We start from the raw sequence: 24,631 nt of genomic DNA, 5'->3' as shown, positions 1-24,631 counted from the left end.
GAAGGCTAAGTATGGAAAACTGGTTAATCAAACGGGCTAAGATGAGTCCGAATCAATTGGGTTTAGTATTTAACGATACATGCTGGACCTTTAAAGAATTAGAAACTGATGCGACACAACTTGCCACTGCGATTACCTCACAGTCACCCACTTTACAACGGGTGGCTGTTTTAGGTCGTAATCATGCAGACTTTTATTTACTACTCCTTGCCCTTCACTTGCTACAAGTCGAAGTGGTGGTCTTAAATAACCGATTAACGGCTGGTGAAATCGCCCAACAATTAACAATTGCTACACCGGATTGCGTAATAGTTGACCCACTCTTTCACGACAAATTGAAAGACTGTTCGTGTCCTGTCCTTGATTTAACTAAACTAAGACAGATTACAACAGAGGGTCTAACTTATACTCAGAAGCCATTAGAGCTTGATAACGTCGCGACCATCATGTTTACCTCTGGTACGACAGGCGTGCCTAAAGGCGTTAAACAGACCTATCAGAATCACTTTTCAAGTGCGACAGGCTCTGCTCTTAATGTCGGAATGACTCCTGATGATAAATGGCTCCTAACCGTTCCTTTATTCCATATTAGTGGCTATTCTATGATGATGAAGAGCTTAATCTATGGAAATACGGTTTACCTTGTCGAAAAATTTAATCCAACACTAATTTGTCAGCTGATTAAAGAAGCTAGTATTACGCACATTTCATTAGTCCCAACGATGCTAACGGCACTTCTCAAAGTCCCTGACTTTGCTGAGAATAAAGACTCACTTCGCTGTGTTTTACTAGGTGGTGCACCTCTAACGGTCGCTCAATTAGAAGAAGCCCATGCCCTTGATTTGCCGATTATTCAATCCTTTGGTATGACGGAAACAGCATCGCAAGTTATTGCACTAAACGCTCGTGACGCTAAGCGAAAAATCGGTTCAAGTGGTCAGCCACTCTTCCCTGTGGAACTTCAAATCGAAGACCCTAACGAAGATGGCATAGGTGAAATCCTGATTAAAGCACCAAATGTGTCACCGGGTTACATCAATGCAGAGATGATTAAAACAACAGATGGCTTCCTAAAAACAGGTGACCTTGGTTATCTTGATGAGGAAGGTTTCTTATATGTCGTTGGACGTAAGAAAGAACTGATTATTTCTGGTGGTGAAAATATCTACCCACTCCGCGTGGAAAATGCCCTACTCACGACGTCACAAGTGAAAGAAGTCGCCGTAACAGGTGAGCCTGATGAGTATTGGGGTGAAATCGTCACCGCTTATATCGTCCTCCATCCAGGTCTTTCCTTTGACAAAGAGCTTATCAAACAAGAGATAGACGGACTGGTGGCTCACTACAAACAACCTAAGCGCTATTACGTGATTGATGAACTCCCACGTAACTCGTTAGGTAAATTAGTTAAACGAAAACTGCCAGAGATGGTTGAGAAATAAAATAAAAGAAGCCCGACATTACCGTAATAGAGTAATGTCGGGCTTCTGTTTTGTTTAAACAAATAAAAATAACTTTAAAGTTTAGTTAACCCATTATTAAATATAACAATAAGTTTAATTATAACTATATATTCTGAATACTCATTTTATTTTATCTAACTCAATACATATTTTTCAGACTGAATGATTATTTTTTCCTCAGAACCTTCGACGCTCTTATTAAAAGAATCTAATCCTTTAATATTAAATGTTATATCATGTCCTCTCCATGAATAAGGAATCTCAAATAAATGACTAAATTCTAATACAGAACGATTATCCTTGTTATCCATTACTCTATTAACCGATACCGGTTTCACTATTTTTTTGGTATCACCCTCACATGATACTTCATAATATAATTGGTTTATTCTATTTCCAATAATAAATGAATTATCTTCCAAATGCTGAATATCTTTCTCATCATTTTGAATAGGTGTTACAACTCCTGATAATGATATGAAATTATCATGTCCAACCGATACTTTATGGTCTGTAATTCCTGTAGAACTGACCTCTTCTGTATCATTTGATGTTACAACTTTGCCTTCCTCAAGTATCGATGCTTTATCTGTTGAATCTACCCTTGTTAATTCTAATGAATCTCCTGGAGTAAACTTTCCAATGGGACTATTCTTACTACCCAACACGGGTTCTCCCCATTTATAATAATAATAGGTAACTCGTTCTGGATTATCTATAATTTGTTGCTCCTGCAATGTCCCAACTTCTACATTATAAGTCGCGCTAGACTCTTTTACATTATATACATAAAAATGAGTTTTACCACTTTGATACTCTGCTAAATCAGCATGTCTCCATTCTGGTAAAATTTCTGCAAAAATATTTTTCCCTATAAGACCTGGAATAAAACTATCAGGTGACCAATAACCAGGAAACGGATCTAGAAAAACTTGATAATCGTATGTTTCTGCCTCTCTAAGTACCCTTTCAAAATGATTCTTCGGAGAGAAACGGCTCAATACTTTATTCAAACTATAACCTATTGTAATCTGTTTAGATTGATTACTTAAAAAATTATTATTTTCATCCATTAATATAACTGAGATAATATATTCTCCCTCTGATAGCGGCACATAAGGCTTTCCATTTTGGTCAAATTTGCTGTACATATCATAAGACTGACCATTATTGATTACTGCTGTAAAATTACTATCTGTAAAATAACCTTTCATCCAGGGAGAGAATAGCGATAAAGGATTACCGGGGTTATAAACCAAATCAGGCATCAAAGATTTTGACAGTTCTTCACGATTATTTCCGTAATAACTGAGTAAAGGATGATTGATATCCATGCCTTCTTCATTGTCTTTTTTACTCACGATAACTTTACGAATAATTTTTTTAGTATTCTTTTCCTGTACTGTAACCATCAATTGACTATCTTCTGGTACGATACCTGTTATATTTCCTATAATGTAAAAATCTCTATCTGGTGCAATTTTAGTTTGCCCAACACTTGGTATAGTTATATCAATAACTGGTTTTAATTGCTCTGCTGCTACACGAAAAGATGAGAATACTGTAAAAGCAACAGTTATTCCTATAGAGAAGAAAAACATTGTAATTTTTTTCATAACGTCTCCTTTAATGTATCGATAATCAGAATAGTTATTAAAACACTTATTTTTTAATCAAGGTGACCTTAAAGTTATTTCTACCCCTTTAATAAAAAAAACAGGTATCTATACTATTTACCTGTTTTTTATATTCACTTATCCTTTATTCGACTTCAATCAACTGTACATCCACAGCTTCTAGTTTCCTAACTAACTCACTATTCAATGGAATATCCGTTACGATATAATCTACCTCTTCAATATTTCCAACAATAGAAAAACCTGATTTTGGGAATTTTCCTTTTTCAATCATCAAAACAACCTGTTCTGAGTATAGAATAGCATTTTTTTGAAATGCTACATCTTCATCAGTATAACCACTTAGCCTAAATTTACTATCTAATGCAGCACCACTTAAAAAAGCCTTTTTCACATGTATCGATTTTAGTGTCTCCATTGTATGCAAACCAAATGTTCCATGTTGCTCAAAATTTGTCCATCCTCCTACGAAAAATAATCGGCAAGTTGTTTTATATTCTTTAAAAATTTCATCTAGTTGTGCCGCTATTTTAAAAGAGGTAGTGACAATAACTAAACTATCTAATAATTCTTTATTTTTACATAGCTCTCGAGCTAAGGCCAATGAAGTCGTACTATTTTCTAATAAAATAACATCATCTTTTTCTACTAACCCTACTGCTTTTTTTCCAATTTTTTGCTTACTTTTGCTATTTATCTTCATTCGATAATCAAAAGGATAATTTATATTTTTTCCTTCAGATAAAGCAACACCACCATGTGTTTGAGTTATTAATTTCTCTTCGGATAGTATTTTTAAATCTTTTCTTATTGTCTCACTTGAAACACCTAGTTTTTCTGAAAGTTCCGCTGTTGTTGCCAACGGCGTAGACGATAATAATTCTAGAATTTTTTTATGTCTTTTTTCAATTTTAGTCAAAATTAACGCCCCTTATTTATCAAATTTCGTTTTCTCACAATTTATGATGTCTTCATCATGAGCAAATACATCTAACAATTTATCAAAATACTTTTGATCTAAAGATTTAATTTCAAAAATATTTGTATATAATTTCATTTCTCCATATACTTGTACATCATATTTGATAGTCGTATATTGCAAATTCAATCGTTCTAAGTCTAATCTAATCTTATCTAGAGTATGCACGCCCCCAGTATACTTAACAATTAATTTTGTTGGAACTGATAAATTTACAAATCGTTTCAGGATATACAGTATACTAAATATTGCTAAAAAGCCAATAATAGAAATATTTACATACCCCATACCTATTGAAATCCCTAAACATGCTACAGACCAAATAGATGCTGCAGTTGTTAATCCTGAAATACTGTGTCTTGTAACTATAATTGTTCCAGCACCTAGAAACCCAATACCAGAAACAACCTGAGCTGTTAATCTTGCGGGATCTGCACTAAAAAAATTAGACATCTCTGGATAAGCCAAAGCATTAACTAAAGCTTGATGGCCAATCTCCGATTGAATGATAGCCACTAGAGCAGAAGATACTCCCACAAGTGCATGTGTTTTTAATCCTGCATTACTCTGATTTTTTTCTCTTTCATAACCAATCACTGACGAATAAATCAACGCTAAGCAGATTCGGAATAAAATATCTCTTACTGACATTATATCAATCCTTTATTTTTTTAAAAGTCTTTATCCTAGCATTTTTTAAAAGTCTCCATTATTATAATTAAACATGTTTTACTCTTTCTTTCAAATCCTTTTTCTTCATATTTGATACAAATAGATAATCGATTGCTTGAAGTGTTGTAGCATTGACTTCTTCCCGTGTTATAGGATATTTATGTATATCAATTTCTTCAAATTCCCTCGTTATTGTTGTATTAGAAACAGTTCTATTATCTGTATTAAAACAATAGTTCACGCCGAATTCTTTGAATAAAGAAACTGGATAATCCTTCCAAGAATAAGAAGCTCGTGTTTGAATATTACAAACAGGACACATCTCTAACAAAATATTTTGTTTAGCAATTTTTTCTAGTAAAACTTTGTCTTTAGAAAGTGCAATTCCATGTCCTATTCGCTTAGCACCAAAATCAATGGCATCCTTAATATTTTCAACACTCCCAGTTTCACCAGCATGAATCGTATAGGGAATCCCTAAACTTTCAGCTTTCAAAAATATATTTTTATAGTCTTTAGTTGCATATTTTAATTCATTTCCAGCTAAATCAATCCCTACTATACCGTATTTTTGATATTTTTGGGCTAATCTAACTATTTCTAAATTAACTGAATCTAATTGACCTCTCATACAACATGCAATTAAACCAACTTCAACAGGGTAAAACGGTTGTAATTCTTTTTTTGCTTTAACTAAACTCTCTACAACATCTTCCATTGAAAATGTTGAGGTTGACAAGTGTTTTGGTGAAAATCTTATTTCTTGATAGATTAAATTTTCTTGAGACGCTTGTTCCATAACATCCATTAGAGCTATTTTTAACGATTTAGGTGTATTTAAAACGGCTGTTACTAAAGGAAAACATGAGAGATATTCTGTTAAATTATTGCATTTTTCAGGTGCTCTAACTGCTTTTAATAGTTCTTCATCCGACAACATTAACAATTCAGAAGAATTTTCGTATATTTTTTTTAGTGTACTAGGTCTAATTGAGCCATCTAAATGACAATGAAGCTCTACTTTAGGAAGTTGTTTTATAAAATTAGTCATTCTTATACCAACTCCTTTTTATCCTCATATAACTTAATTAATCCCTGCCCTATTTCATAACTTAGACGAATGGCACTCTCAACATTTTCCATCGGCATAGTTAATAAATAGCGATGAATTTCTAAATCAAAATCTCCTTTATAATCAATCTCTGCAAAAGCTGACATCAACTCATCCCAATTTACTTTACCAAGATACGGTAATAAATGAATATCTTGATTACTCGTATAATCAGAAATATGCGTGGCCTTCAATCTATTTCCTAATAGCTTCATAGATTCCAATTGATTCTGTTGCATAATTGCACCATGTTCAGCATCCCAACACGCTCCTAAATATGGGACTTCATCAATTAGGTCTACCATTTCTTCAGCAGTGGAACAATATAATTTAAATGGAGACATATGGCAATCCCACATGTTTTCGATTACGATTCCTACATTATGGTCATTAGCGAAATCACACCATTTTGTGAAAAATTCTATATTTTTTTCTCTAGAATCTTTAAATGGTGTTGCTGTATTCCTAACTGTTGATGGATGCATAACTAGCCAATTTATACCCAAAATTTCAGCACCTAAAATATTTTTCCTCAAAATCTCTTCAAAATACTGATGGTCTAGGTCACAATTACAAAAATCATAAACAACTGCATGCCCCTGACTAAATTCAATTCCCAAACCGTCTGCTGTATTTTTAACCTTATGCATGTATGTTTCCCAATTTCCTATCATAAATTCACTATTATATGTAGTTAAATCATGAAAACAAAAATCCAAGACATCATATCCTGCTTTCTTACACAGTTTCATACATTCAATTGGGTCAATTGGGTTTCCATATGTTCGTTCAAATAAAATATTAGTTGAAGTGGACAGTCTCATGTTTTATAGTTCCTCTCTATTTATTTCTTTTATTTTTTTCAAAGCACTAGCAGCACCCTGTATAGCAATTCCTTTAGCTTGAAAATCTGCTATATTCTTTAACTCTATCGTTGCATTTTCTACTGCACAACCAAAGCTTACTGCTGCTATCATTTCAAAATCATTTTCATTATCTCCAATTGCTGCGGTTTCTTCCAATGAACCATTTAACTCTTTTAACACTCGCTCTATGCCTTTTAATTTATTAACACCTTTACTTACTAACTCTAATCCATATGAACCATATCTGGTAATTAGAATATCCTTTTCTATATCTTTAAAGTCTACTTCAAAAATACTCATATCTTTAGAACTATCATCCTGTAGTATATTCAACTTTACTATATCAAGCGTCAGCCATTCCTCTTCTGTCGGTTTTCTTAGTGGGTGATAAGTTCCTCTCTCTGTTCTTTTTCTAACTGTCGCTGAATTTTCCGCCATGACATATTCTAATTCATCAATCGCATACAAAACTGTCATATTTGAATTCAATGCCTTTTCAACTATTTCTTTTAGAATTTGTAACGAAAATTTTTTCTGATAAACAGTTTTATTACCTTGCTTTACTAAAGCACCATTACATGCCACATATAACTGATTTGGTAATCCTACTTGCTCCAATAATGGTTGAATCATATATGGCAATCGACCAGAGGCAAACGTAAAATATGCACCTTGTTTACTCACTTCTTTTACTTCTTTAATAAATTCTTCTATTAATGGTTCTCTATTTAGAATCAAGGTTCCATCAATATCACTAAAAATATAATTAATTGCCATGACAGCTCTACCTTTCCTCTCAATTTAAAATATGAGGTTGATAGCTATCAACCTCATATGCACTAGTATTAACCATTTGCTTCATGATATTCATCCAAAGCTTTATTTACTTTATCGACAATATCTTTAGCAGTTTCTTCTTTACTTAATTTTTTCTCAGCAAATTTTTGCATAGCATCGGTAATAATATCATTAATTTCCCAGTTTACTAAATCAAAAGGTTCTTGTGCTAATGGATCAGATGCTTTTAATTGATCTAATGCTGTTTTAAACTGAGGATTATTTTTATAAAACTCTTTCATCTCAGACAATTCTTCTGTTTTAACATTCACAGGAATATAACCTGTCAATTGTGACCACTTCGATTGAACTTCTGGTGATGTAGCAAAAGCAACAAAATCCCATGCAGCAGATAATTTCTTTTCATCGTTGTGATTGTATAGTACTAAAGAACTACCACCTGTACTTGCACCACTAGTATCATCTGCCGATACTTTTGGTAAAAATGCTGTTTTGAACGTAAAATTACCTTCTGATAATGTTTTGATTGCACCTAATCTTGATGATGATAAAAGAGCCATAGCATTCATGCCTGTTGCAAACTCTTCATTGGCATTATCCTCAATGTGTTTGTAACCACCACTATCAATAACTTTTTGCCACTCTGTTAAAAACTTATCCAACGTTCCGTCTTCTTTAATCGTTACTTTCGTCATAGGTGCCTTACGACCACCTTCATTATCTCCTACAAAACTTTCTGGAAATTGACTCACTAAAAAATTAACAAGTTGATAACGAGAGATTTGAGTATTTAAACCATTAACATCTTTAATTTGACCTAATTTTTTAGTATATGAAGCTAATTCATCAATCGTTTCAGGTGCTTTATCAAATCCTTCTTTCTTCAATAATTCTTCATTATAATAAAGGAGTAATGTTGAAACTGCCATTGGTACACCAACAATTTTATCTTCATAAGTGAATCCACGTAATAATTGTTCATAATAGTCATCTTTTGTTATTGATGAGTTTTTATCATCTAAAAATGTCTGAGCAGGAACAATTTGAGGTAACTTTGAAATTGATGGGATATCCATACCTACCGTTTGAATAATATCAGGTGCATTTTTACTATCATTTGTAGAGGAAGTCATTTTTACTTTACTAGCAATCTCAGTATCTTGAAAAACTGTGCTAACTTTCACACCTTTTTCCTTACCCTGAGTATCATTATAGTCCTTAACAATCTTGTCTAAAGCTTCTCCATTGCTACCTGACATTGCATGCCAGAGCACAATTTCTGTATCTGAAAAATCTTTTACTAGCGATACATCTCCTCCACTACTAGCGTTATCATTTTTACCACAAGCTGCTAAACCAACAATCGCTCCTACACATACTAATCCTGCTAAAAATTTTTTCATTCTTATCTCTCCCTTTCTATCCTTTTACTCCACCAGCCATCATGCCTTTTTTGATATAACGTTGGAATGTTAAAAATACAACAACAGTTGGTATCACAATTAAAATTGAAGCGGCCATTATAATACCGTGCGGACTCTCATCTGGGAAATTCAATAAAGTAACAGCTACTTGAGCAGTTCTCATTTCATTTTGATTAGTAACAAGTAACGGCCATAAATATTGATTCCATACGCCTACAAATGAAGAAATAAACGTAGTAATTAATACCGGTTTTGAAGAAGGTAATAGTACTCTAATAAAAAACATAAAATTAGTACATCCATCCATTTTAGCTGCTTCATAAATAGATTTAGAATAAGCTAAAAAGTGTTGTCTCATGACAAAGATATTTAAAGCTGTTACAAAAAAGATAACCATCATTCCTAGATAAGTATTAATTAATCCCATATTTGCAACTGTACGATAATTCTTTACGATTAATAAATCAGGTGGAATCATCATTGTTCCTATAATTAAAAGAAACACAGCTTGTTTTCCTCTAAAATTATAAAATGATAATGCAAAAGCTGCTGTACCTGCTGTCACTAATCTAACTGTAGAAGAACCCACTGTCATAATTAGAGAATTAAATAAAAATCTAGCCAATGTTGTTTTTTGAAAGGCTGCTATATAATTTCCTAAATAAAAACTTCTTGGTAATAAGTTAACATCTCTACTTAAAATTTCTTCCGGTCTCATAAACGAGATAGAAAGCGCGTACAAAACTGGAGTTAAAACTATAATCCCTAGTAACAAAGCAAGGATTTGGTAGCCAATATCTTTTGTTTTTCTCATCCGTAATGAACTCCTTTCTTCTCATAAATAAAGCTAATTCCTACAAATATAAATGTTATGATAAACCCTATCACTGAAGCAGCATATCCAATATTGTAATTTTGATTTAATATTGCATTTTTATAAATAAAAGAAACAATTGTTTCAGTCTTACCATCCGGTCCACCTTGAGTAAGAATCAGCGTCAAACCACTCGTAATCATAGCTTTAGCAATTGATGATACAAGTAAGAATAGAATTGTTGGGGAAATATAAGGTAAAATTATCTTATAAATTTTTGTAAAGCCAACTGCCCCATCAATTTCTGCACTTTCTAAAATCTCTTCTGGTATACCTCTTACAGCTGTTAACATGAATAAGAAATTAAATCCAGTATTTAACCATGTCTCGATAAACATTAAAACTGGTAATGAGGTTACTTCATTACGTAACCAGTTAATATCCAAATCAAACATTTTATTAACAATTCCTAAAGTAGGATTCAACATTAATTGAAAAATCATAGCTACGGCCGCCAATGTCATAGCCATAGGTAAAGAGTACATTGCTTCATAAATTGGTGATGTTTTTCTTTTTTCACGGGCAACGAGTGCTAATAATAAGCCTACGATAAGAGATGCAGGAATCGTCACTACCGAGAATAAAATAGTATTTCCTATAGCTTGTAAAAATTTAGTATTCCCTAAAATAGATTGATAATTTTGAATTCCTACAAAATCACCACGATTACCAAAAGAATCGACTCTAAACAAACTATCAAAAATATTTGTTATAAATGGATAATAGGTGAATAAACCTATAGCAACAAGAGATGGTATTAAATACATCCATGGCTCAAGTTTATTAAAAAACTTTTTGTTAGCTGTTTTTTTAACTTCCTGAGTAGCTGATGTCATTATACTGGACCTTCCTTTCTTAGTATATTAGCTAGGGATTTTAGATATTTTTGTGAATAAATCATTCATTAAATTATCTCGTTCAATACGATAAACATATTTAATAAAGTGACGTCTTGGATCAAAACTATAATAATCATTATATTGCATAATTGGACTCTTAATTAACGTATCTAACATGAACTCACCGTCTAATAACCACGCTACAGGAACGACATCCCATATTGCACGCGACCAAACTTTTCCACCATAACAGATTCTGGCTTCTTCTTCTGTTTTTTCAATCATGTAGTCACAAAAGGCGTTTTTTCCTTTTAACCAATACTCTAATTCTGGACCTGTTGTTGTAAATGCAGATATAACATTTTTACCTGGGAACTGAACTAGTGGGACACCAGAATCCATCAAAACACGTGCGGCTGCAACGTCTTGCCCAGAATTAAATGATTTGTTATCATGCCAATCATAGCTTAAACCACCTAACCATAAAATAACAATTCGATCAACAATTGTTGGGTCTAACAAAATCGCTGATGCTAGATTTGTTGCAGCTGCAATTCCAACAACATATAATGGGTTTTCTTCATTATAGTTTTTTGAACGTTCAACTAAATCTCTAGCAGCTTCTGAATCAACTGGTGTTTTTTCATCTGTTAAAAATTTTGTTGAGCCTCTGAATGTCACATCGTTATATCTTTCTTCTCTCATTAATTTATAGCAATTAAATATCTCTTGATAACTTCTTTCCATACCATCTTCTGGACTTTCTGAATGATGATTAAAAAAAGGTGCCGCATAAACCGCTTTCAAATCTAGTTTTTCATCTGATTGAATTAAATAAGCTAATGCAAACTGATCATCTATTTCATTATAGGTATCTGTATCAATCACCACATCTACTCTTCCTTTTGGTTTTTCTAAACGTCTAATAATTTTTGCATTGTCTATCATAACAGCCTCCTAAATTGTTTTTTTACAACTTTACACCCATATAATACAACTATATCCAATAAATGTAAACGCTTTATTTTATAATGTTGTAAAAAAACAACTATTTTAGTATTTTTATTGGTGAAAAACATCTTTCAGATAAAAAAAATCCCCACTACTTTTTTTGGGACTGAACCCTTAAAATGAGACAGTAATAAAAACACACAGGCAATATTTTGTTTGTCGCTAATTGTTTAAGCGAGTATTTCACCATTAAATAAGCCCATAATACTCGATAAATATATTAGTACAGCTCTTGATCCAGCGATAATAAGTGCTTCTGGCTACGCCAAAGTAATCACATAACCATGTGATAGATAATTTAATATTAAAAGCATTAACTAATTTTACAAACGCTTCTTTCTTCACAGCCTTTCCAATTCCTTGTATTTTTTTAAACTTCAATCTCCTGTCTTAAATACTTATTTTCTTAACGTAATTGTTCTTGTGGACTGAGTTCTTCTCAACCTTTGCCATAACTCTATTGTTTTCCAATCTTTTGTGAGAATCGGTAAGATTCTCCATTTAGGTACTATTTTTTTCATAGCAAAAAACACCTCCATTTTCTTCATTTCACATGAATTCAACGGAGGTGTTTTTATATTTATCTCAGTCTACGGGATCAGTTCCCAAATAACTAAGCTTTTTTCCAGCTCTCTACAAGTTCTTGATGATTGTCTATCCAGTGGCGAGCTGCTTCCACCGGTTTTTCACCTTTTTCAATAGCTAGCATAACCGACTCAATATCAGCTAACTCCCAATTAAAATTATCCAAGACTTGATACACTTCCGGACTATCTTTTTCTAATCCTTTACGTACCATCGTCTTAATACTTTCATCACCACCCATAGTTCCTTTTGGATCTTCTAAGTATTTCAAATCATATCTAGAGAACATCCAGTGAGGTGACCAGCCTGTAATGACGATTTCTTCTTTATTTTTAATCGCTTTTGCTAGTTCCGTTGTCATCGCTCCATTTGAGGATGACATCAGATTCCAATCTGATAAATTAGCATATTCAGCCATTGTCTCTTCAGCTGCCGCTACCACGCCGGCACCCGGTTCTATCCCAACAATTTGCTGATTCCCTTCAGTTGTTAGCTCATCAATTGAGTTAACATCCATGTAACTCGGAACAACTAATCCCAAGCGCGCACCACCATCTAAGTTAGGACCCAAGTCATCTAACTCGTCCTTAAATTTATCATATTGAGAGCCGTGAGTTCCTGGTAACCAAGCCGCTACCATTCCATCAGCTTCACCGTTGGCGACAGCTTCCCACATAATCGCACTATCAAGTGGTGTCATTTTCACATCGTATCCCATGTCTTTTAACACTTCAGATACAACAGTTGTTGAGGCAATTTCTGTATCCCACTCAACATAGGCTAGTGTCACTTCTTGTTTCTTCTTACTTACAAAAGATGATAGGGTTGCACCACCTATAGCAAAGATAACGACTAAAGCTAGTAAACGAGTTAAAATTTTCTTTTTCTTACTAGCTATATCACTTGTTGCACGACGTTCTTTTGGATTTAAATGTTGCGTAAAGCGATCCATAATAATAGCCAATATAACAAGCGCTAAGCCATTTACAAAACCATTTCCAACTTGTGACCGTTGAACTGCTGAAAGGACGCCTTGACCTAAACCTGGGGCTCCTATCATCGATGCAATAACAACCATCGACAAGGCTAACATGATAGTTTGGTTAATCCCTGCCAAAATTGTACTTTTAGCAAGTGGTAATTCTAATTTAAACAACTTTTGTTTACCCGTACTACCAAAAGAATCTGATGCTTCAACTAATTCAGTTGGTACTTGTCTAATCCCAAGATTTGTCATTCTGACCGTTGGGGGCAAAGCAAAAATTACTGATGCAAAAACACCTGGAACCATCCCAATTCCGAAGAAAGCAACGGCTGGAATTAGGTAAACGAAACCTGGCATGGTTTGCATGAAATCTAAGATTGGTGTGATAATGCTCTGTGCCTTATCACTTTTTGCCATTAAGACCCCTAGTGGCACCCCAATAATAATTGAGACTAAACTTGAGATAATAACTAATGTTACGGTACTCATTAATTCTGACCATAACCCTTGATTATAAATAAATAATAAGCCTAACAACGTAAAACTCGTTAAACCTATTTTACGTTTAGAAATAACATAGGCAACGACTGTTAAAATAGCAATCATTACTAGCGGTGGAACAAAGAGCAACGAATTCGTCATTAGTTCCATTACCCATTGACCTGATTTTTGTAAAACTGAAAATAAACCTGAAAATGTATTCGTTAACCAATCTGTTGCAGTCGTAACCCATTCTGCAACCGGAATAGGCGATTGTAAAATATTAAACATTTGCAACACCTCCCGCTTCCTCTACTGACACGTCAGCATCGTGATCTGTATCAGTTAAAGCACCAATAACACTCCCTCTGATAACCACTCCAATCAAACGATCTTCGTCATCAACTACAGCTAACGGAGTTGGTGAATCATAAATCAAATCAAACATATCTGTTATTAGTGTGTCTGGATGAACTTTTTTAACATTTTTATCAATGACTTCTTTAATAGTTAAATTATTTTTTCTAGCATCACGTGCTGACTCTGCCGTCAAACTACCTTTTAATTTACGTTTACGATCAACTGCTAAAAGCATACTCACTTCTTCTTTACGCATTCTTTGTAAAGCAACATTTGGTCCATCAATTTCAACATTCGTTGTTAAAGCCGGCACCATAATATTTTGAGCTGTTAGGACTTTAGAGCGATCAACATCTTCAACAAATTCACGAACAAATTCATTAGCAGGGTTTGTAAGTATTTCTTCCCCTGTTCCAATTTGCATGATTTGACCATCCTTCATTAAGGCAATACGGTCACCAATTCTTAATGCCTCATTTAAATCATGAGTAATAAAGATAATTGTTTTTTGGACTTTTGCTTGTAACTCAATCAATTCATCTTGCATTTCACGACGAATCAAAGGGTCTAACGCAGAAAATGCTTCATCCATTAATAAAATTTCTGGATCGTTAGCTAGAGCACGAGCCAACCCAACTCGTTGTTGCATTCCGCCTGATAATTGATCAGGATATTGATTTTTAAACGATAGTAACCCTGAGTTATCTAGCGCCTTCTCCGCCTTAGCAGTTCGCTCCGCTTTAGGAACATCACGTACTTCTAACCCATATTCGGTATTTTCCAAAATCGTTCTGTGGGGAAATAAACCAAAGTTTTGAAATACCATGTTGATTTTATGACGACGCACATCACGTAACATGTCTTTATTCATTTTAGAAACATCTTCACCATCAATATATATGTGTCCTGATGATGGTTCAATTAAACGATTCAACAATCTGATTAGTGTGGATTTACCACTTCCTGACAGACCCATGATAACGAATATTTCTCCTTCTTCAACTTCGAAGCTGGCATCATACACTCCCACTGTTGCACCAGTTGCATCCATAATGTCATCTTTACTCTTATTTTCTTTAACCATCGCTAACGCTTGTTGACTTTTTTTACCAAAAACTTTCGTTAGATTCTCCACTTTTACTTTACTCAAAAAAACACCCCTCTTAAAACTTACTTCTGATTTCTAAAAATCAAAGTGACCATTCAACCGTAACATTGTATGGTCACTTGTGTCAAAAGAAAAAGACTTGTAAAAACCGCTACAAGTCTTAGGTTTGGTTTATTCATTTGGATAAAAGTAACTGGTCATGCGTTGTAAGGCGCTTTCATCTCCGACAAAATAAATTGTATCATTTTCTTTGATTCTAGCATACGGTCCCGGCGAGACTAACAGTTCTGTCCCTGTTTGAATGGCTACAATCGTCGCACCTGTTTCTTGCCAAATATTCAATTCCACGATGCTTTTTTCAATCAGCACAGCTTCTGAATTGATGACTAGCTCATACGGGGCAAAGGGTAATATATGGTGAACTTTACTTGTTTGACTAACAAGGTCATTTAATAATTTAGAAAAATGGTTTAACTCTTCTTTTTGTCGAGATACACTTTTCAAAATATCTATTTTTACTTCCTGAACCGACTGAACATCTTTATATTTATCGACAAATCGTTGGGCATTTTCACGAGAGGCCACATAAGAACCACTCCCATGACGAACTTCCATGATATCCAAATCAACCAGGACATTGATGGCTTTACGAGCAGTCTCAGGCGATACATTAAAATTACTAGCTAACGTTGATCGGGCATGTATTTTTTCTCCAAATTTATAGCGATTTTCAACAATTCTTTCTGCTATTTCTAACGCTACTTGTTGATACTTTGGAAAGGCTACATGTTTTTTTCCATTATTTTTCTCTTCCATTATCCGCACATTTCCTTTATCTTTCTGTCATCATTTCGAAATTTATTGTATCACTATTTTAAAAACAAAAAAAGCCAAACATAATGGGGACTGAGTTCTTCACGACCTTTGCCATAATCTCACATGTTGTTTTACCTTCTAATTTCATTTTAATAGTCGCTTCTTTTACTTCAACTGCATAAGTTACTCTTTTTTTCATAGCAAAAACACCTCCATTTTCTTCATTTTACATGAATTCAACGGGGGTGTTTTCCTTATTCTCTTAAATCCATAAGCAATTGCGCTTGTTTGGGTACTTTTTTCATTAGCCAACTGATTATTAAAACTGTCCCTGCCGTCACGGCTATGATACTCAACAGTTGTGACAGACTTAGCATCAGTGGGATATTGAACCCTTTACTAATGGCATAACACCCTACAAGACTTAGACTGGTTAAGACTACTGTCCCTAATGTTAAGATAACATTTTCCCAGTCTATTATCCTTGATAGCAAAGCTCTATTAAATCCTAAAGCAGCTAAGATACTCAGCGTTTTCTTTCGTGTTGCTTGAAGTTTCATCATCATGACACTGACTAAAAATAAACACACGAGTAAAACTAAACCTGTTATCACTAAAAATAATGATTTCAACTTAGCAAAGGACGCTAACATTGCTTTTACTTCTTCAACTGCCATCTCTGGCTTTAACTTCTTAGCCATTAAGTCCTTGTAGACATGAGGTAAACTATCAAATTGTGTCACCTCAAATGAAACGGCGTACCATTTTTCATTTTTTAATGCCTTATAATAAGCTATCTCACTATCAGAACTCAGGTAAATATCATCATAACCTGCGTTATAAATGCCACTTACCTTATAAGACTCTGTCTGATTATTTACAGTTAATTTTAAGGTCTCACCAATCAATTCGTTAATTTTAGGTGCAAACTGTTTGGCTAAAGTCCCACTAAGGGCCACTTCATTTTGACCTTTTTTAGGCATTCTCCCATAAGAAAACCCTTCTTTTGATTTTGCCATTGGGTATTTTTCGGCAAGTTTTACTGTTTTACCTTGAGACTCTAATCTTAAGTTTTTCAAGACATACTGCTTGTATACCGTATCCAATCGTGGGTCTTTTTTCAATTCGCTGATAACCTTATCTGTTGCCCCGTCTTTCTTATTAAGATAACCATTTGCTAGAGCTTCATTTTTATCTTTAAACTTAGCGATAGAATTATCTACCACACCTCCTGCTGACAGAGCAAGCATAATACAGGTACTAGCAATCGCGAAACATAACGCTAATAAAGCATAATGACTTAGCCCTACTTTGACTTCCTTCGCCGCCAATTTAGCAGTATTAACCTTTGGATAATCTGTTAAACGAAACGTGGGCGCCTCATGTTGAACGGTTTTGTCCATAGCCCTTGCCACAATGAGTTTGTGCTCTTGAATAGTTAAGACCTCATCTGCGTACTCACAAACCTCTGGATCGTGGGTGATTAAAATAACTAATCTCGTCTTCGCTATCTCTTGAAGTACTGTTATAATTTCAGTCATCGTCTCATGATCTAGTGCACCTGTCGGCTCATCTGCAATAATCACCTCTGGTTCATTTAATAACGCTCTGGCGATTGCGACACGTTGCTTTTGACCACCTGACAATGCTTCTACTTTAGATGACGCTTTATCGCTCAAGCCCACTTCTTCAAGCAAAGCTAGAGCTTTTAATTCTGCAGATTGCGTTTGTTCCTTCAAAACACCTGGATACACCACATTTTCTAAAGCAGTATACCCTTCTAATAAGTGATACTCTTGAAAAATAAAGCCAATATAGTCTTTGCGATATTGGGTTAAGGCCTTATCACTCAACTCATGCAGGGATTGTCCAGCTAACTGAATATCGCCCTCATAGTCACGGTCCAGTCCTGCAATAAGAGAAAGGAGGGTACTTTTACCACTCCCTGATTCTCCCATCACACAAAGTAAACCCGAGGTCGGTGCCGTGTAATTAACATCTTCTAGGACTACTTTTTTATCGTATTTTTTTGTTACATTTTTTAACTGGTACATTAGTTTTTCCCTACCTTAAATGCTCTCATTACCGTTGTTGTTCTTAAAATAACTTCTCTTACAATACCACCTAATAGTCCTAATACCGTCACAACTAATAACGTTTGGCTGACTGGTTGTTGGACAGGTTCTTCTACTCCCATTACACTTCCCATAACGTTAGTCAGCATAGGTGCTAGTATGACTAATAACACTCCTGCCATAACTATTTCAAATACTGTTTCGACAGTATTTAACAGAGTCATATTCACTCTATCGTAACCATTTAACTTATAAATGGCATACTCTTTACGACGTAACAGACTACTAATCAAGTAAATAGCGGCTATCATTACCGTTACCACTACAAGCATAATCCCTTGAACGTTTGATTTTTGCTCATCTGTTTCTTCTGACAGATTAACTACGTCTTCCACCACTTCAAAATTGCCTAATGGTACAATGCCTTCGCTCGTCATTTCATCTCTAAGTTCAATCAAAGTTTGAGGTGTTGTCGCACGTAAGATAAAATTAGACTCACTGACTTTTTTATCTGAAACACTCAGCAGTTGTGTTAAAGCTGACTCACTAAAGAAGAACGAATCTTCTATTTCATACGTGAAAAAGTCCGCGCCTGTCCCCGTTGCAATGGTCGTATCGATTACGCCAACAATCTTAGCTTTGGTTTCAGTCGGTTTAAAGATTGGCTCATCGCCTTTCCAAGTGGTTACTTTTGCTGAAAAATCAATTTCTTTTCCTAAAGCATCTTCGTTAGAAAGCCCCATTTTTTTAACAAAACTGACAGGGACCACGACTTCATTTTCTTTGCCATCTGCTATTCTTCCAGCTAAAAATTTATTAATAACTGGAGCATTTCCAGAATTCGTAACATCGTATTTTTTTCCTTCGACTGTTATATTAATTTCATTAAATGCTTCACTATACGCTACAAATTGCACACGTTTGTCATCTTTATAGCGCGTGTATAAACTACTTACATCTTGTTTTACATCGGCTGATGGCCCTTGATCATCCTCCCCACCTGTTCCAGCAGCACCCGTAAAGCTTCCAACTAAATTCATGTCTAATACAGTATCGCCATATGTCTCCAATACGTTATCTAATCCACCTTCTTTTGACTCTTCTACTGTGCCACTTGTCGCACCTAGAAGAAGAGTTGTACCCAGAATTAATGCTAAGATTGCAGTTAAAAATCGGCCTTTATGGGTCATTACCATTGTTTTTAAAAGCGTTGCTACTTTTCTAAAGGGTAACACTCTATTTTTCTCTAATTTCAAGGCTGGATTAACGGCAGTCTCATCAAGATTGCGAGCCTCTTTTACTCGTCCTTTAGCTAATTCCACCACTTGGTCCGTCTCTAATAATTGTGTTTTATCATGGGTTACAATAATCACATTTCTTGTTTTCGCTAAGTCTCTAAAAATTGCCATAACGTCTGCAGCTGTTTCTTTATCAAGAGCACTAGTCGGCTCATCGGCTAACAGATAATCTGGATCTTTCATTAATTCTCTAGCAATTGCGACACGCTGGCGCTGTCCACCTGATAAGTCACGAACTTTCGTACCACTGTTCACGGATAGCTTTAACTGATTCATTATTTTTTCTGCATTAGGTACTTTCCCTTTAGCTAAATGAGTGGGCATCATCATGTTTTCGTATACGGTCATCTCATTAAATAGTTTATAGTCCTGCCAAATGAAGCCTACTTTTTGATTTAAAAGAAAGCTTTTTTCTTTGCCTTTCAACTCCGATAGGACCTGCCCACCTAGTTTGATTTCACCTTCATAAGCCTTATCAATTCCTGATAGTAAGCGTAATAAAGTAGACTTTCCACTTCCTGATGGTCCTGTTAAGAAAGTTAGACCTTCACCTAATGTAAGTGACATTCCATCAAGTATGCGGTCCCCTTCGATTGTTTTTGTTAGATTTTTTAATTGAATCATATTCTTCCTCCTATTCTTACTTTGCCACTGTAACAAAAGAGGTGTTAAATTTATGTAAAGAAAAAAGGAAACGATTAGCTCGCTTCCTTTTTGTTTGGTAGTGTTAGACTAAATAGTGTTCCTCTACCTGCTTCTTGATTATCTTCTACAGTAATAGTACCTTGATGGGCCTCTATAATTTTCTTCACAATAGCTAATCCCAAACCGACACCTCCGACTTTACGGTCTCTTGCATCGTCTACACGGAATAACGACTGAAAAACCTCGTCCTGATATTCTTTCGGAATGCCAACACCCGTATCCGCAATTACAAATTTGGAAAACCCCTGCGTTTCACTTCCTGTTATAGTTAAACTGCCACCTTGTACATTATATTTCAACCCATTTTCAATCACATTATAAAAAGCACGGTACAGTAATTCTAAGTCACCCGTTACTTCCTGTTCACCTAACTCAACCGTTACGCTTATCTCTTTTTCTTGAATACCGTCCGAAAAATCTGGCAAAATGCTATTGATTAAATCCTCTGCTAAAATCGTGCTTTGTTCTTCTAACTGGTACTCATGCGTCAATTGCAACAACTTCTCCACCATCTCAATCAAACGTCCTACTTGTAGACTTAATTCATCTATAAAACGAGTACTCTCCTGATCCAACTCTGGATTCTTACGTTTAATGACCTCTAATTTTGTATTAAGAACCGTCAAAGGTGTGCGAAGTTCATGGGCTACATTGGCTGAAAACTGCTGTTGAAAATCAAAGGATTCTTTCAACTTGCGTGTCATATTATTAAAAGAGACCGTTAATTCAGCTATCTCATCATGTGTAGGTGGAACTTCTAATTCATCTGCTAGTGTATCGACAGAGCTATTTTTAATCTTGCTATTCAAATCTACCAGGCTAGTCATCGCACGCCCCGAAAGGTAGTACGCTAATAAACCACCCACGATAATAATCCCAACCATATAACCAAAACTACTCAGATAATACTGTTTTAAAATCTGCTCCTGCTTCGCTTTGACTTCCTCTTGGTCCGGCATAATATTCGCTTGAGTCATAGGGATAGAGGGAAATACATCTTCTTTTGTTTCCTCAGAAGGATTAATCTTAATTGCTGGTATGGTTGTTGAAGCAATCTGATGTGACATTCTTTTGGCTGATAATGTGGTAAACACCGTTAATCCTAGACAACAAATGAATAAGACACTCATGGTTACGACCATCAACTTCACTCGAATTGGCTGATTTTTAACCATTGTCCTCACCTACTTTAGACGCCAAAGCATACCCTACGCCGACTTTTGTCACAATAATATCGTAGCCTAACTGTTCTTTTAATTTCTTACGAAGAGAAGCTATATGCACTCGAATCGAATGGCTAAACGGATTAGCCTGACTGTCCCACACATGAGAAATCAACTCTTCTTGGCTAATTACTTTAGTTGAATGGGTCATTAAATAACGCAAAATAGAGAATTCTTTCTTTGTCAGTTTTAATGTCGTCCCTAAAACCGTCACATCATTCTTAGCCGTACTCAACACTACATTATCAAAGCATAATTCCTCTGGTTCTTGAATAAACTGACGTCGTAATAAATTACGAATTCGAGCCTCTAACTCATTAAAATCAAATGGTTTTGTTAAATAATCATTCGCCCCAACATCAAGTCCCATAATCTTGTCCTCGACTTGAGAACGAGCACTTAACATTAAAATTTTTGTTTCCAAATCAGACTGCCGAATTGTTTCTAATACCGAAAAACCATCACGCTTCGGTATATTAATATCTAAAATGATTAAATCATAACCTTCCGTTTCATAAAGAAATAACGCTTGCTCTCCGTCTTCCGCTTCATCTACCGCATAGCCAGACAAACGCAATCCTTCTGCTAACGTTGAGCGTAAATCTGCCTCATCTTCTACTATTAGTACTTTCATATGTCACATCACTTTCTGACTTTGACCTTGTCTCATATCTCTCTGATTAAAACACAAGCTTTAACCCTATTGCAAGAGTTAATCGGATAGTAAGCTTGGAATCTTATACATTAAAAAGCACCCAATTATCGTCACTAATACGATAAAAACAAGCCTTGCGTTATTTTTAAAACGACTCGTTTGACCGCTGATATTTTTTACCTGTCCTATTTCCTTTTTCGTTAAACTATACAGTGGGACAAGATTTAATACAATTGCTAGACTAATTAAAAGACTCACCTCTTCTGAAAGTACTCCCCACCATTTTTGCCCTAATAAAATAATTACCAATACGATAGTTGTGAAAAATGGGAAAAGTGATAGCTTTTTTAATACTGTTCGCTTCGTTTGCTCTGTACTCTCCTCGACTACCTTTGGTTCTTCTAGCAGTAAATGGTCTAAAGATAACTCGTATAGTGTTGCTAAGCGAACTAGGCTCTCAATATCAGGGTAGCTTTTACCCGTCTCCCAATTTGAAACAGATTTCTGAGAAACGTAAATCTTCTCTGCTACCTGTTCTTGCGTTAAAGATAATTCTTGACGTTTTGCTTTCAACTTTTTATTTAGTTCCATGATAATCATCCCTTTAGTTAATGTAGTTACTATCATTTATTCTCTCACGTTACTGCAAAAAGTCCATAGAAAGAGATTACTAAGCCTATGTTATCAAGGTTGTCTTACTATTTCTTTAAGTCTATACTACTTGGTAACAGAGCCTCTAAACAAGAAAGGGGAATTAACGATGACAACCGAAACTATCACTACTCTCTTAATCACTCTCTTACTTATTTCTGGTGTCTTTACTTTAATTGCTTTCGTTACCACACTAACAGGGGGCTTATTTTTCAGTCGAACACCTGATCGATTTAAGCGAGACCTTAATGACCCACGCTATGATAGTGAAAAAAGAATAGGCCTTCGCTTTTCTAAGTTTATCTTTACCTACATCACACCTTTTTTTATAGCCGCTCTCATTCTCCTTATCTTTTTCTATTTCTTTATGTAAAAAAGTCCTCATACGCAGGTTAGTCTATACAGACGTCTACATATGAGGACTTTAATTTATAATTAATTTGAAACTTTTTTACTCTGACGGTATTTATTAAGTGCAATCGTTACGATAAATGATAATGCTACAACACCTGCAAAGACACTCGCTGGAATTTCAAAATCAATCATTGGGATAGATAAGAATAATTTAATTCCGATAAAGAAGATTAAGAAGTATGCCATGCCTTCAAGTTCTGGGATTTTATCCATCCAACGGGCAATCACCTGAGCGATACCACGCATACATAGAATCCCTATAAAGCCACCTAATAAAATAACAACAGGGTTATCTGCTACAGCAAGTGATGCTAATACAGCATCTACTGAAAATGCGATATCCATTAATTCAATAGATAACACGGTTTTCCAAAAACTCTTAGAACTTGCATTTTCGTTAACTTGAATTTCTTTTGTTGGTTTGAAAAAGTGAGCATAGGCTAAATAGATTAAATATAACGCCCCCGCTACTTTGATTTGCCATAAATTAATTAAATACGTTCCTAAACCAATCGCGATAAATCTAAATAAATACGCACCCCATAGTCCATAAGATAACGCCTTACGACGATCTGATTCATTATCTAAAGTTTTAGTTTGTGCTGCCAGTACAACTGCATTATCAACAGATAATAAGCACTCCATAACAATCAATGATAACAACAACATCCAAGAACTTGATGAACTAAAGAAATTTACCCAGTTCGTTTTATCAAAAAAAGGTTGATACAATTCGACTAATATATTCACACACTACGCCTCTTTCACTTGTCTATAAAATTTTTTAAATCACAAGAAATAGTATCTCATATTTTCTGTAAACTTTCACTAATTAAATCTCATGATCTAGTTTATTTCTCAAATCTCACGATTGTGCTAAACTACAAGTAACAACTTAACTTATGGAGGGATACTCTGTGACACCACATCCGATAATCAAGAAACTAAATCTGACGAAATATCCTAGTAAACTGATTCTTAAACAACCTAAAGGCTATACTTTAGACCTAGAATTAACCAACTGTGATCGTGATGTTTTAGAAGCTTCTTATGATTTAATTATTGCTTTTGCTTTAACGATGGATGACATGAAAGAATTGATTAGACAAGTCAATTATTCACAACTTTTAAAAGAAAATGGCTATCTCTTTATTGCCTATCCCAAAAAAGGAAATAAAATGTACGACACCTATGTCCATCGAGATGAAATTTTACCTAGCTTAGAGGTAGATGAAGAGGGGTATATCCCAAACAGTCTACTTAAATTTTCTAGAATGGTTAGCCTCGATGACACTTTCACAATAGTTGGACTTAAATACATTACCAAACAACAGCTAAAATCGCCTACTAAGAGCCAAATCGCTTCTGATTATGATCACTTAGTTCCCGATGTTATAAACTTACTTGATGCCCACGAAGATGAACGATTATTTTTTAAAAGTTTAACTCCTGGTTATCAGCGAAGTTGGGCACGTTTTATTTTTAGCGCTAAACAAGAGGCGACTCAACTGAAACGAACAGATACCATGATCACCTGCCTCAAAGCAGGTTTTAAAAGTCACGACCTCTATAGACAATCATTAAAATAAAAAAACAGCTTAG

The 24,631-nt window shown here is 34.9% G+C and carries 22 protein-coding genes; 2 read left to right on the top strand and 20 right to left on the bottom strand.

From position 1 onward, the window contains the following. Positions 1-11: 11 nt before the first annotated feature. A complete protein-coding gene (gene menE, locus CBF31_RS00905) occupies positions 12-1,442 on the top strand; it encodes an o-succinylbenzoate--CoA ligase (RefSeq protein ID WP_126830037.1) in 1,431 nt (476 codons plus the stop codon). A gap of 155 nt (positions 1,443-1,597) precedes the next feature. Here the strand turns inward: menE and CBF31_RS00900 are convergent, their stop codons facing one another. The 20 genes from CBF31_RS00900 to CBF31_RS00805 all read right to left on the bottom strand — a co-directional run bounded on the left by CBF31_RS00900 (position 1,598) and on the right by CBF31_RS00805 (position 23,779). Next, positions 1,598-3,079, bottom strand: a complete 1,482-nt coding sequence (locus tag CBF31_RS00900; RefSeq protein ID WP_126830035.1) for a hypothetical protein — start codon at positions 3,077-3,079, stop codon at positions 1,598-1,600. Positions 3,080-3,224: 145 nt separating this feature from the next. Then, positions 3,225-4,019, bottom strand: coding sequence for a DeoR/GlpR family DNA-binding transcription regulator (locus CBF31_RS00895; protein WP_126830033.1), 795 nt, complete (start codon positions 4,017-4,019; stop codon positions 3,225-3,227). Positions 4,020-4,031: 12 nt separating this feature from the next. Next, complete coding sequence (locus CBF31_RS00890; RefSeq protein ID WP_126830031.1) at positions 4,032-4,730, bottom strand: MgtC/SapB family protein; 699 nt, start codon at positions 4,728-4,730, stop codon at positions 4,032-4,034. 67 nt (positions 4,731-4,797) lie between these two features. Continuing rightward, positions 4,798-5,802 (bottom strand): adenosine deaminase, encoded by a 1,005-nt coding sequence (gene add, locus CBF31_RS00885; protein ID WP_126830029.1) that lies wholly within the window; start codon positions 5,800-5,802, stop codon positions 4,798-4,800. A gap of 2 nt (positions 5,803-5,804) precedes the next feature. Then, on the bottom strand, positions 5,805-6,686 hold the full coding sequence (locus CBF31_RS00880) for a sugar phosphate isomerase/epimerase family protein (RefSeq protein ID WP_126830028.1): 882 nt from the start codon (positions 6,684-6,686) through the stop codon (positions 5,805-5,807). A 3-nt stretch (positions 6,687-6,689) separates the two neighbouring features. Further along, on the bottom strand, positions 6,690-7,505 hold the full coding sequence (locus CBF31_RS00875) for an HAD family hydrolase (RefSeq protein WP_126830026.1): 816 nt from the start codon (positions 7,503-7,505) through the stop codon (positions 6,690-6,692). Between the two features lie 68 nt (positions 7,506-7,573). Beyond that, positions 7,574-8,929 carry an extracellular solute-binding protein gene (locus CBF31_RS00870; RefSeq protein ID WP_126830024.1) on the bottom strand — a complete coding sequence of 452 codons (1,356 nt, stop codon included), beginning with the start codon at positions 8,927-8,929 and terminating at the stop codon, positions 7,574-7,576. A gap of 16 nt (positions 8,930-8,945) precedes the next feature. Further along, a complete protein-coding gene (locus tag CBF31_RS00865) occupies positions 8,946-9,764 on the bottom strand; it encodes a carbohydrate ABC transporter permease (RefSeq protein ID WP_126830022.1) in 819 nt (272 codons plus the stop codon). Beyond that, on the bottom strand, positions 9,761-10,660 hold the full coding sequence (locus CBF31_RS00860; RefSeq protein WP_126830020.1) for a carbohydrate ABC transporter permease: 900 nt from the start codon (positions 10,658-10,660) through the stop codon (positions 9,761-9,763). Before CBF31_RS00860 ends, CBF31_RS00865 begins: the two co-directional genes overlap by 4 nt. Positions 10,661-10,687: 27 nt before the next feature. Next, on the bottom strand, positions 10,688-11,611 hold the full coding sequence (locus tag CBF31_RS00855) for a nucleoside hydrolase (protein WP_126830018.1): 924 nt from the start codon (positions 11,609-11,611) through the stop codon (positions 10,688-10,690). A gap of 676 nt (positions 11,612-12,287) precedes the next feature. After that, positions 12,288-14,015 carry an ABC transporter permease/substrate binding protein gene (locus CBF31_RS00850; protein WP_126830016.1) on the bottom strand — a complete coding sequence of 576 codons (1,728 nt, stop codon included), beginning with the start codon at positions 14,013-14,015 and terminating at the stop codon, positions 12,288-12,290. Further along, positions 14,008-15,234: a quaternary amine ABC transporter ATP-binding protein gene (locus CBF31_RS00845; protein WP_126830014.1), complete on the bottom strand. Its 1,227-nt coding sequence runs from the start codon at positions 15,232-15,234 to the stop codon at positions 14,008-14,010. The genes CBF31_RS00850 and CBF31_RS00845 overlap by 8 nt, the downstream gene beginning before the upstream one ends. A 129-nt stretch (positions 15,235-15,363) precedes the next feature. Beyond that, positions 15,364-16,008 (bottom strand): GntR family transcriptional regulator, encoded by a 645-nt coding sequence (locus CBF31_RS00840; RefSeq protein ID WP_126830012.1) that lies wholly within the window; start codon positions 16,006-16,008, stop codon positions 15,364-15,366. 58 nt (positions 16,009-16,066) lie between these two features. Then, a complete protein-coding gene (locus CBF31_RS10990; RefSeq protein ID WP_170167829.1) occupies positions 16,067-16,207 on the bottom strand; it encodes a hypothetical protein in 141 nt (46 codons plus the stop codon). Between the two features lie 55 nt (positions 16,208-16,262). Beyond that, positions 16,263-18,062 carry an ABC transporter ATP-binding protein/permease gene (locus tag CBF31_RS00835; protein WP_126830010.1) on the bottom strand — a complete coding sequence of 600 codons (1,800 nt, stop codon included), beginning with the start codon at positions 18,060-18,062 and terminating at the stop codon, positions 16,263-16,265. Further along, entirely contained in the window at positions 18,062-20,005 is a 1,944-nt protein-coding gene (locus CBF31_RS00830) for an ABC transporter ATP-binding protein/permease (protein ID WP_126830008.1), read from the bottom strand. Before CBF31_RS00830 ends, CBF31_RS00835 begins: the two co-directional genes overlap by 1 nt. 74 nt (positions 20,006-20,079) lie before the next feature. Continuing rightward, positions 20,080-21,261 carry a sensor histidine kinase gene (locus CBF31_RS00825; protein ID WP_126830006.1) on the bottom strand — a complete coding sequence of 394 codons (1,182 nt, stop codon included), beginning with the start codon at positions 21,259-21,261 and terminating at the stop codon, positions 20,080-20,082. Then, positions 21,254-21,943 carry a response regulator transcription factor gene (locus CBF31_RS00820; RefSeq protein WP_126830004.1) on the bottom strand — a complete coding sequence of 230 codons (690 nt, stop codon included), beginning with the start codon at positions 21,941-21,943 and terminating at the stop codon, positions 21,254-21,256. Before CBF31_RS00820 ends, CBF31_RS00825 begins: the two co-directional genes overlap by 8 nt. A gap of 78 nt (positions 21,944-22,021) precedes the next feature. Next, positions 22,022-22,591, bottom strand: coding sequence for a helix-turn-helix domain-containing protein (locus tag CBF31_RS00815; RefSeq protein ID WP_126830002.1), 570 nt, complete (start codon positions 22,589-22,591; stop codon positions 22,022-22,024). A gap of 459 nt (positions 22,592-23,050) precedes the next feature. Continuing rightward, positions 23,051-23,779 carry a TerC family protein gene (locus tag CBF31_RS00805; RefSeq protein ID WP_126829999.1) on the bottom strand — a complete coding sequence of 243 codons (729 nt, stop codon included), beginning with the start codon at positions 23,777-23,779 and terminating at the stop codon, positions 23,051-23,053. Between the two features lie 167 nt (positions 23,780-23,946). Here CBF31_RS00805 and CBF31_RS11165 point away from each other — a divergent pair, with 167 nt between their 5' ends. Beyond that, the gene (locus CBF31_RS11165; RefSeq protein ID WP_245977894.1) at positions 23,947-24,618 is read left to right on the top strand and encodes a YdeI/OmpD-associated family protein; all 672 of its coding nucleotides are present in this window, start codon (positions 23,947-23,949) and stop codon (positions 24,616-24,618) included. Positions 24,619-24,631: the final 13 nt, after the last annotated feature.

This window comes from Vagococcus fessus (assembly GCF_003987565.1).
Taxonomy (GTDB): Bacteria; Bacillota; Bacilli; order Lactobacillales; family Vagococcaceae; genus Vagococcus_D; species Vagococcus_D fessus.
This window is presented reverse-complemented; position numbering and strand designations above follow the sequence as displayed.

Excerpts from the sequence above, each read along its gene's own strand:
- CBF31_RS00830 (WP_126830008.1), bottom strand. The coding sequence starts at position 20,005 with ATGATTCAATTAAAAAATCTAACAAAAACAATCGAAGGGGACCGCATA.
- CBF31_RS00875 (WP_126830026.1), bottom strand. The coding sequence starts at position 7,505 with ATGGCAATTAATTATATTTTTAGTGATATTGATGGAACCTTGATTCTA.
- CBF31_RS10990 (WP_170167829.1), bottom strand. The coding sequence starts at position 16,207 with ATGAAAAAAAGAGTAACTTATGCAGTTGAAGTAAAAGAAGCGACTATT.
- CBF31_RS00855 (WP_126830018.1), bottom strand. The coding sequence starts at position 11,611 with ATGATAGACAATGCAAAAATTATTAGACGTTTAGAAAAACCAAAAGGA.
- CBF31_RS00880 (WP_126830028.1), bottom strand. The coding sequence starts at position 6,686 with ATGAGACTGTCCACTTCAACTAATATTTTATTTGAACGAACATATGGA.
- CBF31_RS00900 (WP_126830035.1), bottom strand. The coding sequence starts at position 3,079 with ATGAAAAAAATTACAATGTTTTTCTTCTCTATAGGAATAACTGTTGCT.
- CBF31_RS00815 (WP_126830002.1), bottom strand. The coding sequence starts at position 22,591 with ATGATAGTAACTACATTAACTAAAGGGATGATTATCATGGAACTAAAT.
- CBF31_RS00850 (WP_126830016.1), bottom strand. The coding sequence starts at position 14,015 with ATGTTTAATATTTTACAATCGCCTATTCCGGTTGCAGAATGGGTTACG.
- CBF31_RS00840 (WP_126830012.1), bottom strand. The coding sequence starts at position 16,008 with ATGGAAGAGAAAAATAATGGAAAAAAACATGTAGCCTTTCCAAAGTAT.
- CBF31_RS00860 (WP_126830020.1), bottom strand. The coding sequence starts at position 10,660 with ATGACATCAGCTACTCAGGAAGTTAAAAAAACAGCTAACAAAAAGTTT.
- CBF31_RS00825 (WP_126830006.1), bottom strand. The coding sequence starts at position 21,261 with ATGGTTAAAAATCAGCCAATTCGAGTGAAGTTGATGGTCGTAACCATG.
- CBF31_RS00870 (WP_126830024.1), bottom strand. The coding sequence starts at position 8,929 with ATGAAAAAATTTTTAGCAGGATTAGTATGTGTAGGAGCGATTGTTGGT.
- CBF31_RS00820 (WP_126830004.1), bottom strand. The coding sequence starts at position 21,943 with ATGAAAGTACTAATAGTAGAAGATGAGGCAGATTTACGCTCAACGTTA.
- add (WP_126830029.1), bottom strand. The coding sequence starts at position 5,802 with ATGACTAATTTTATAAAACAACTTCCTAAAGTAGAGCTTCATTGTCAT.
- CBF31_RS00835 (WP_126830010.1), bottom strand. The coding sequence starts at position 18,062 with ATGTACCAGTTAAAAAATGTAACAAAAAAATACGATAAAAAAGTAGTC.
- menE (WP_126830037.1), top strand. The coding sequence starts at position 12 with ATGGAAAACTGGTTAATCAAACGGGCTAAGATGAGTCCGAATCAATTG.
- CBF31_RS00865 (WP_126830022.1), bottom strand. The coding sequence starts at position 9,764 with ATGAGAAAAACAAAAGATATTGGCTACCAAATCCTTGCTTTGTTACTA.
- CBF31_RS00890 (WP_126830031.1), bottom strand. The coding sequence starts at position 4,730 with ATGTCAGTAAGAGATATTTTATTCCGAATCTGCTTAGCGTTGATTTAT.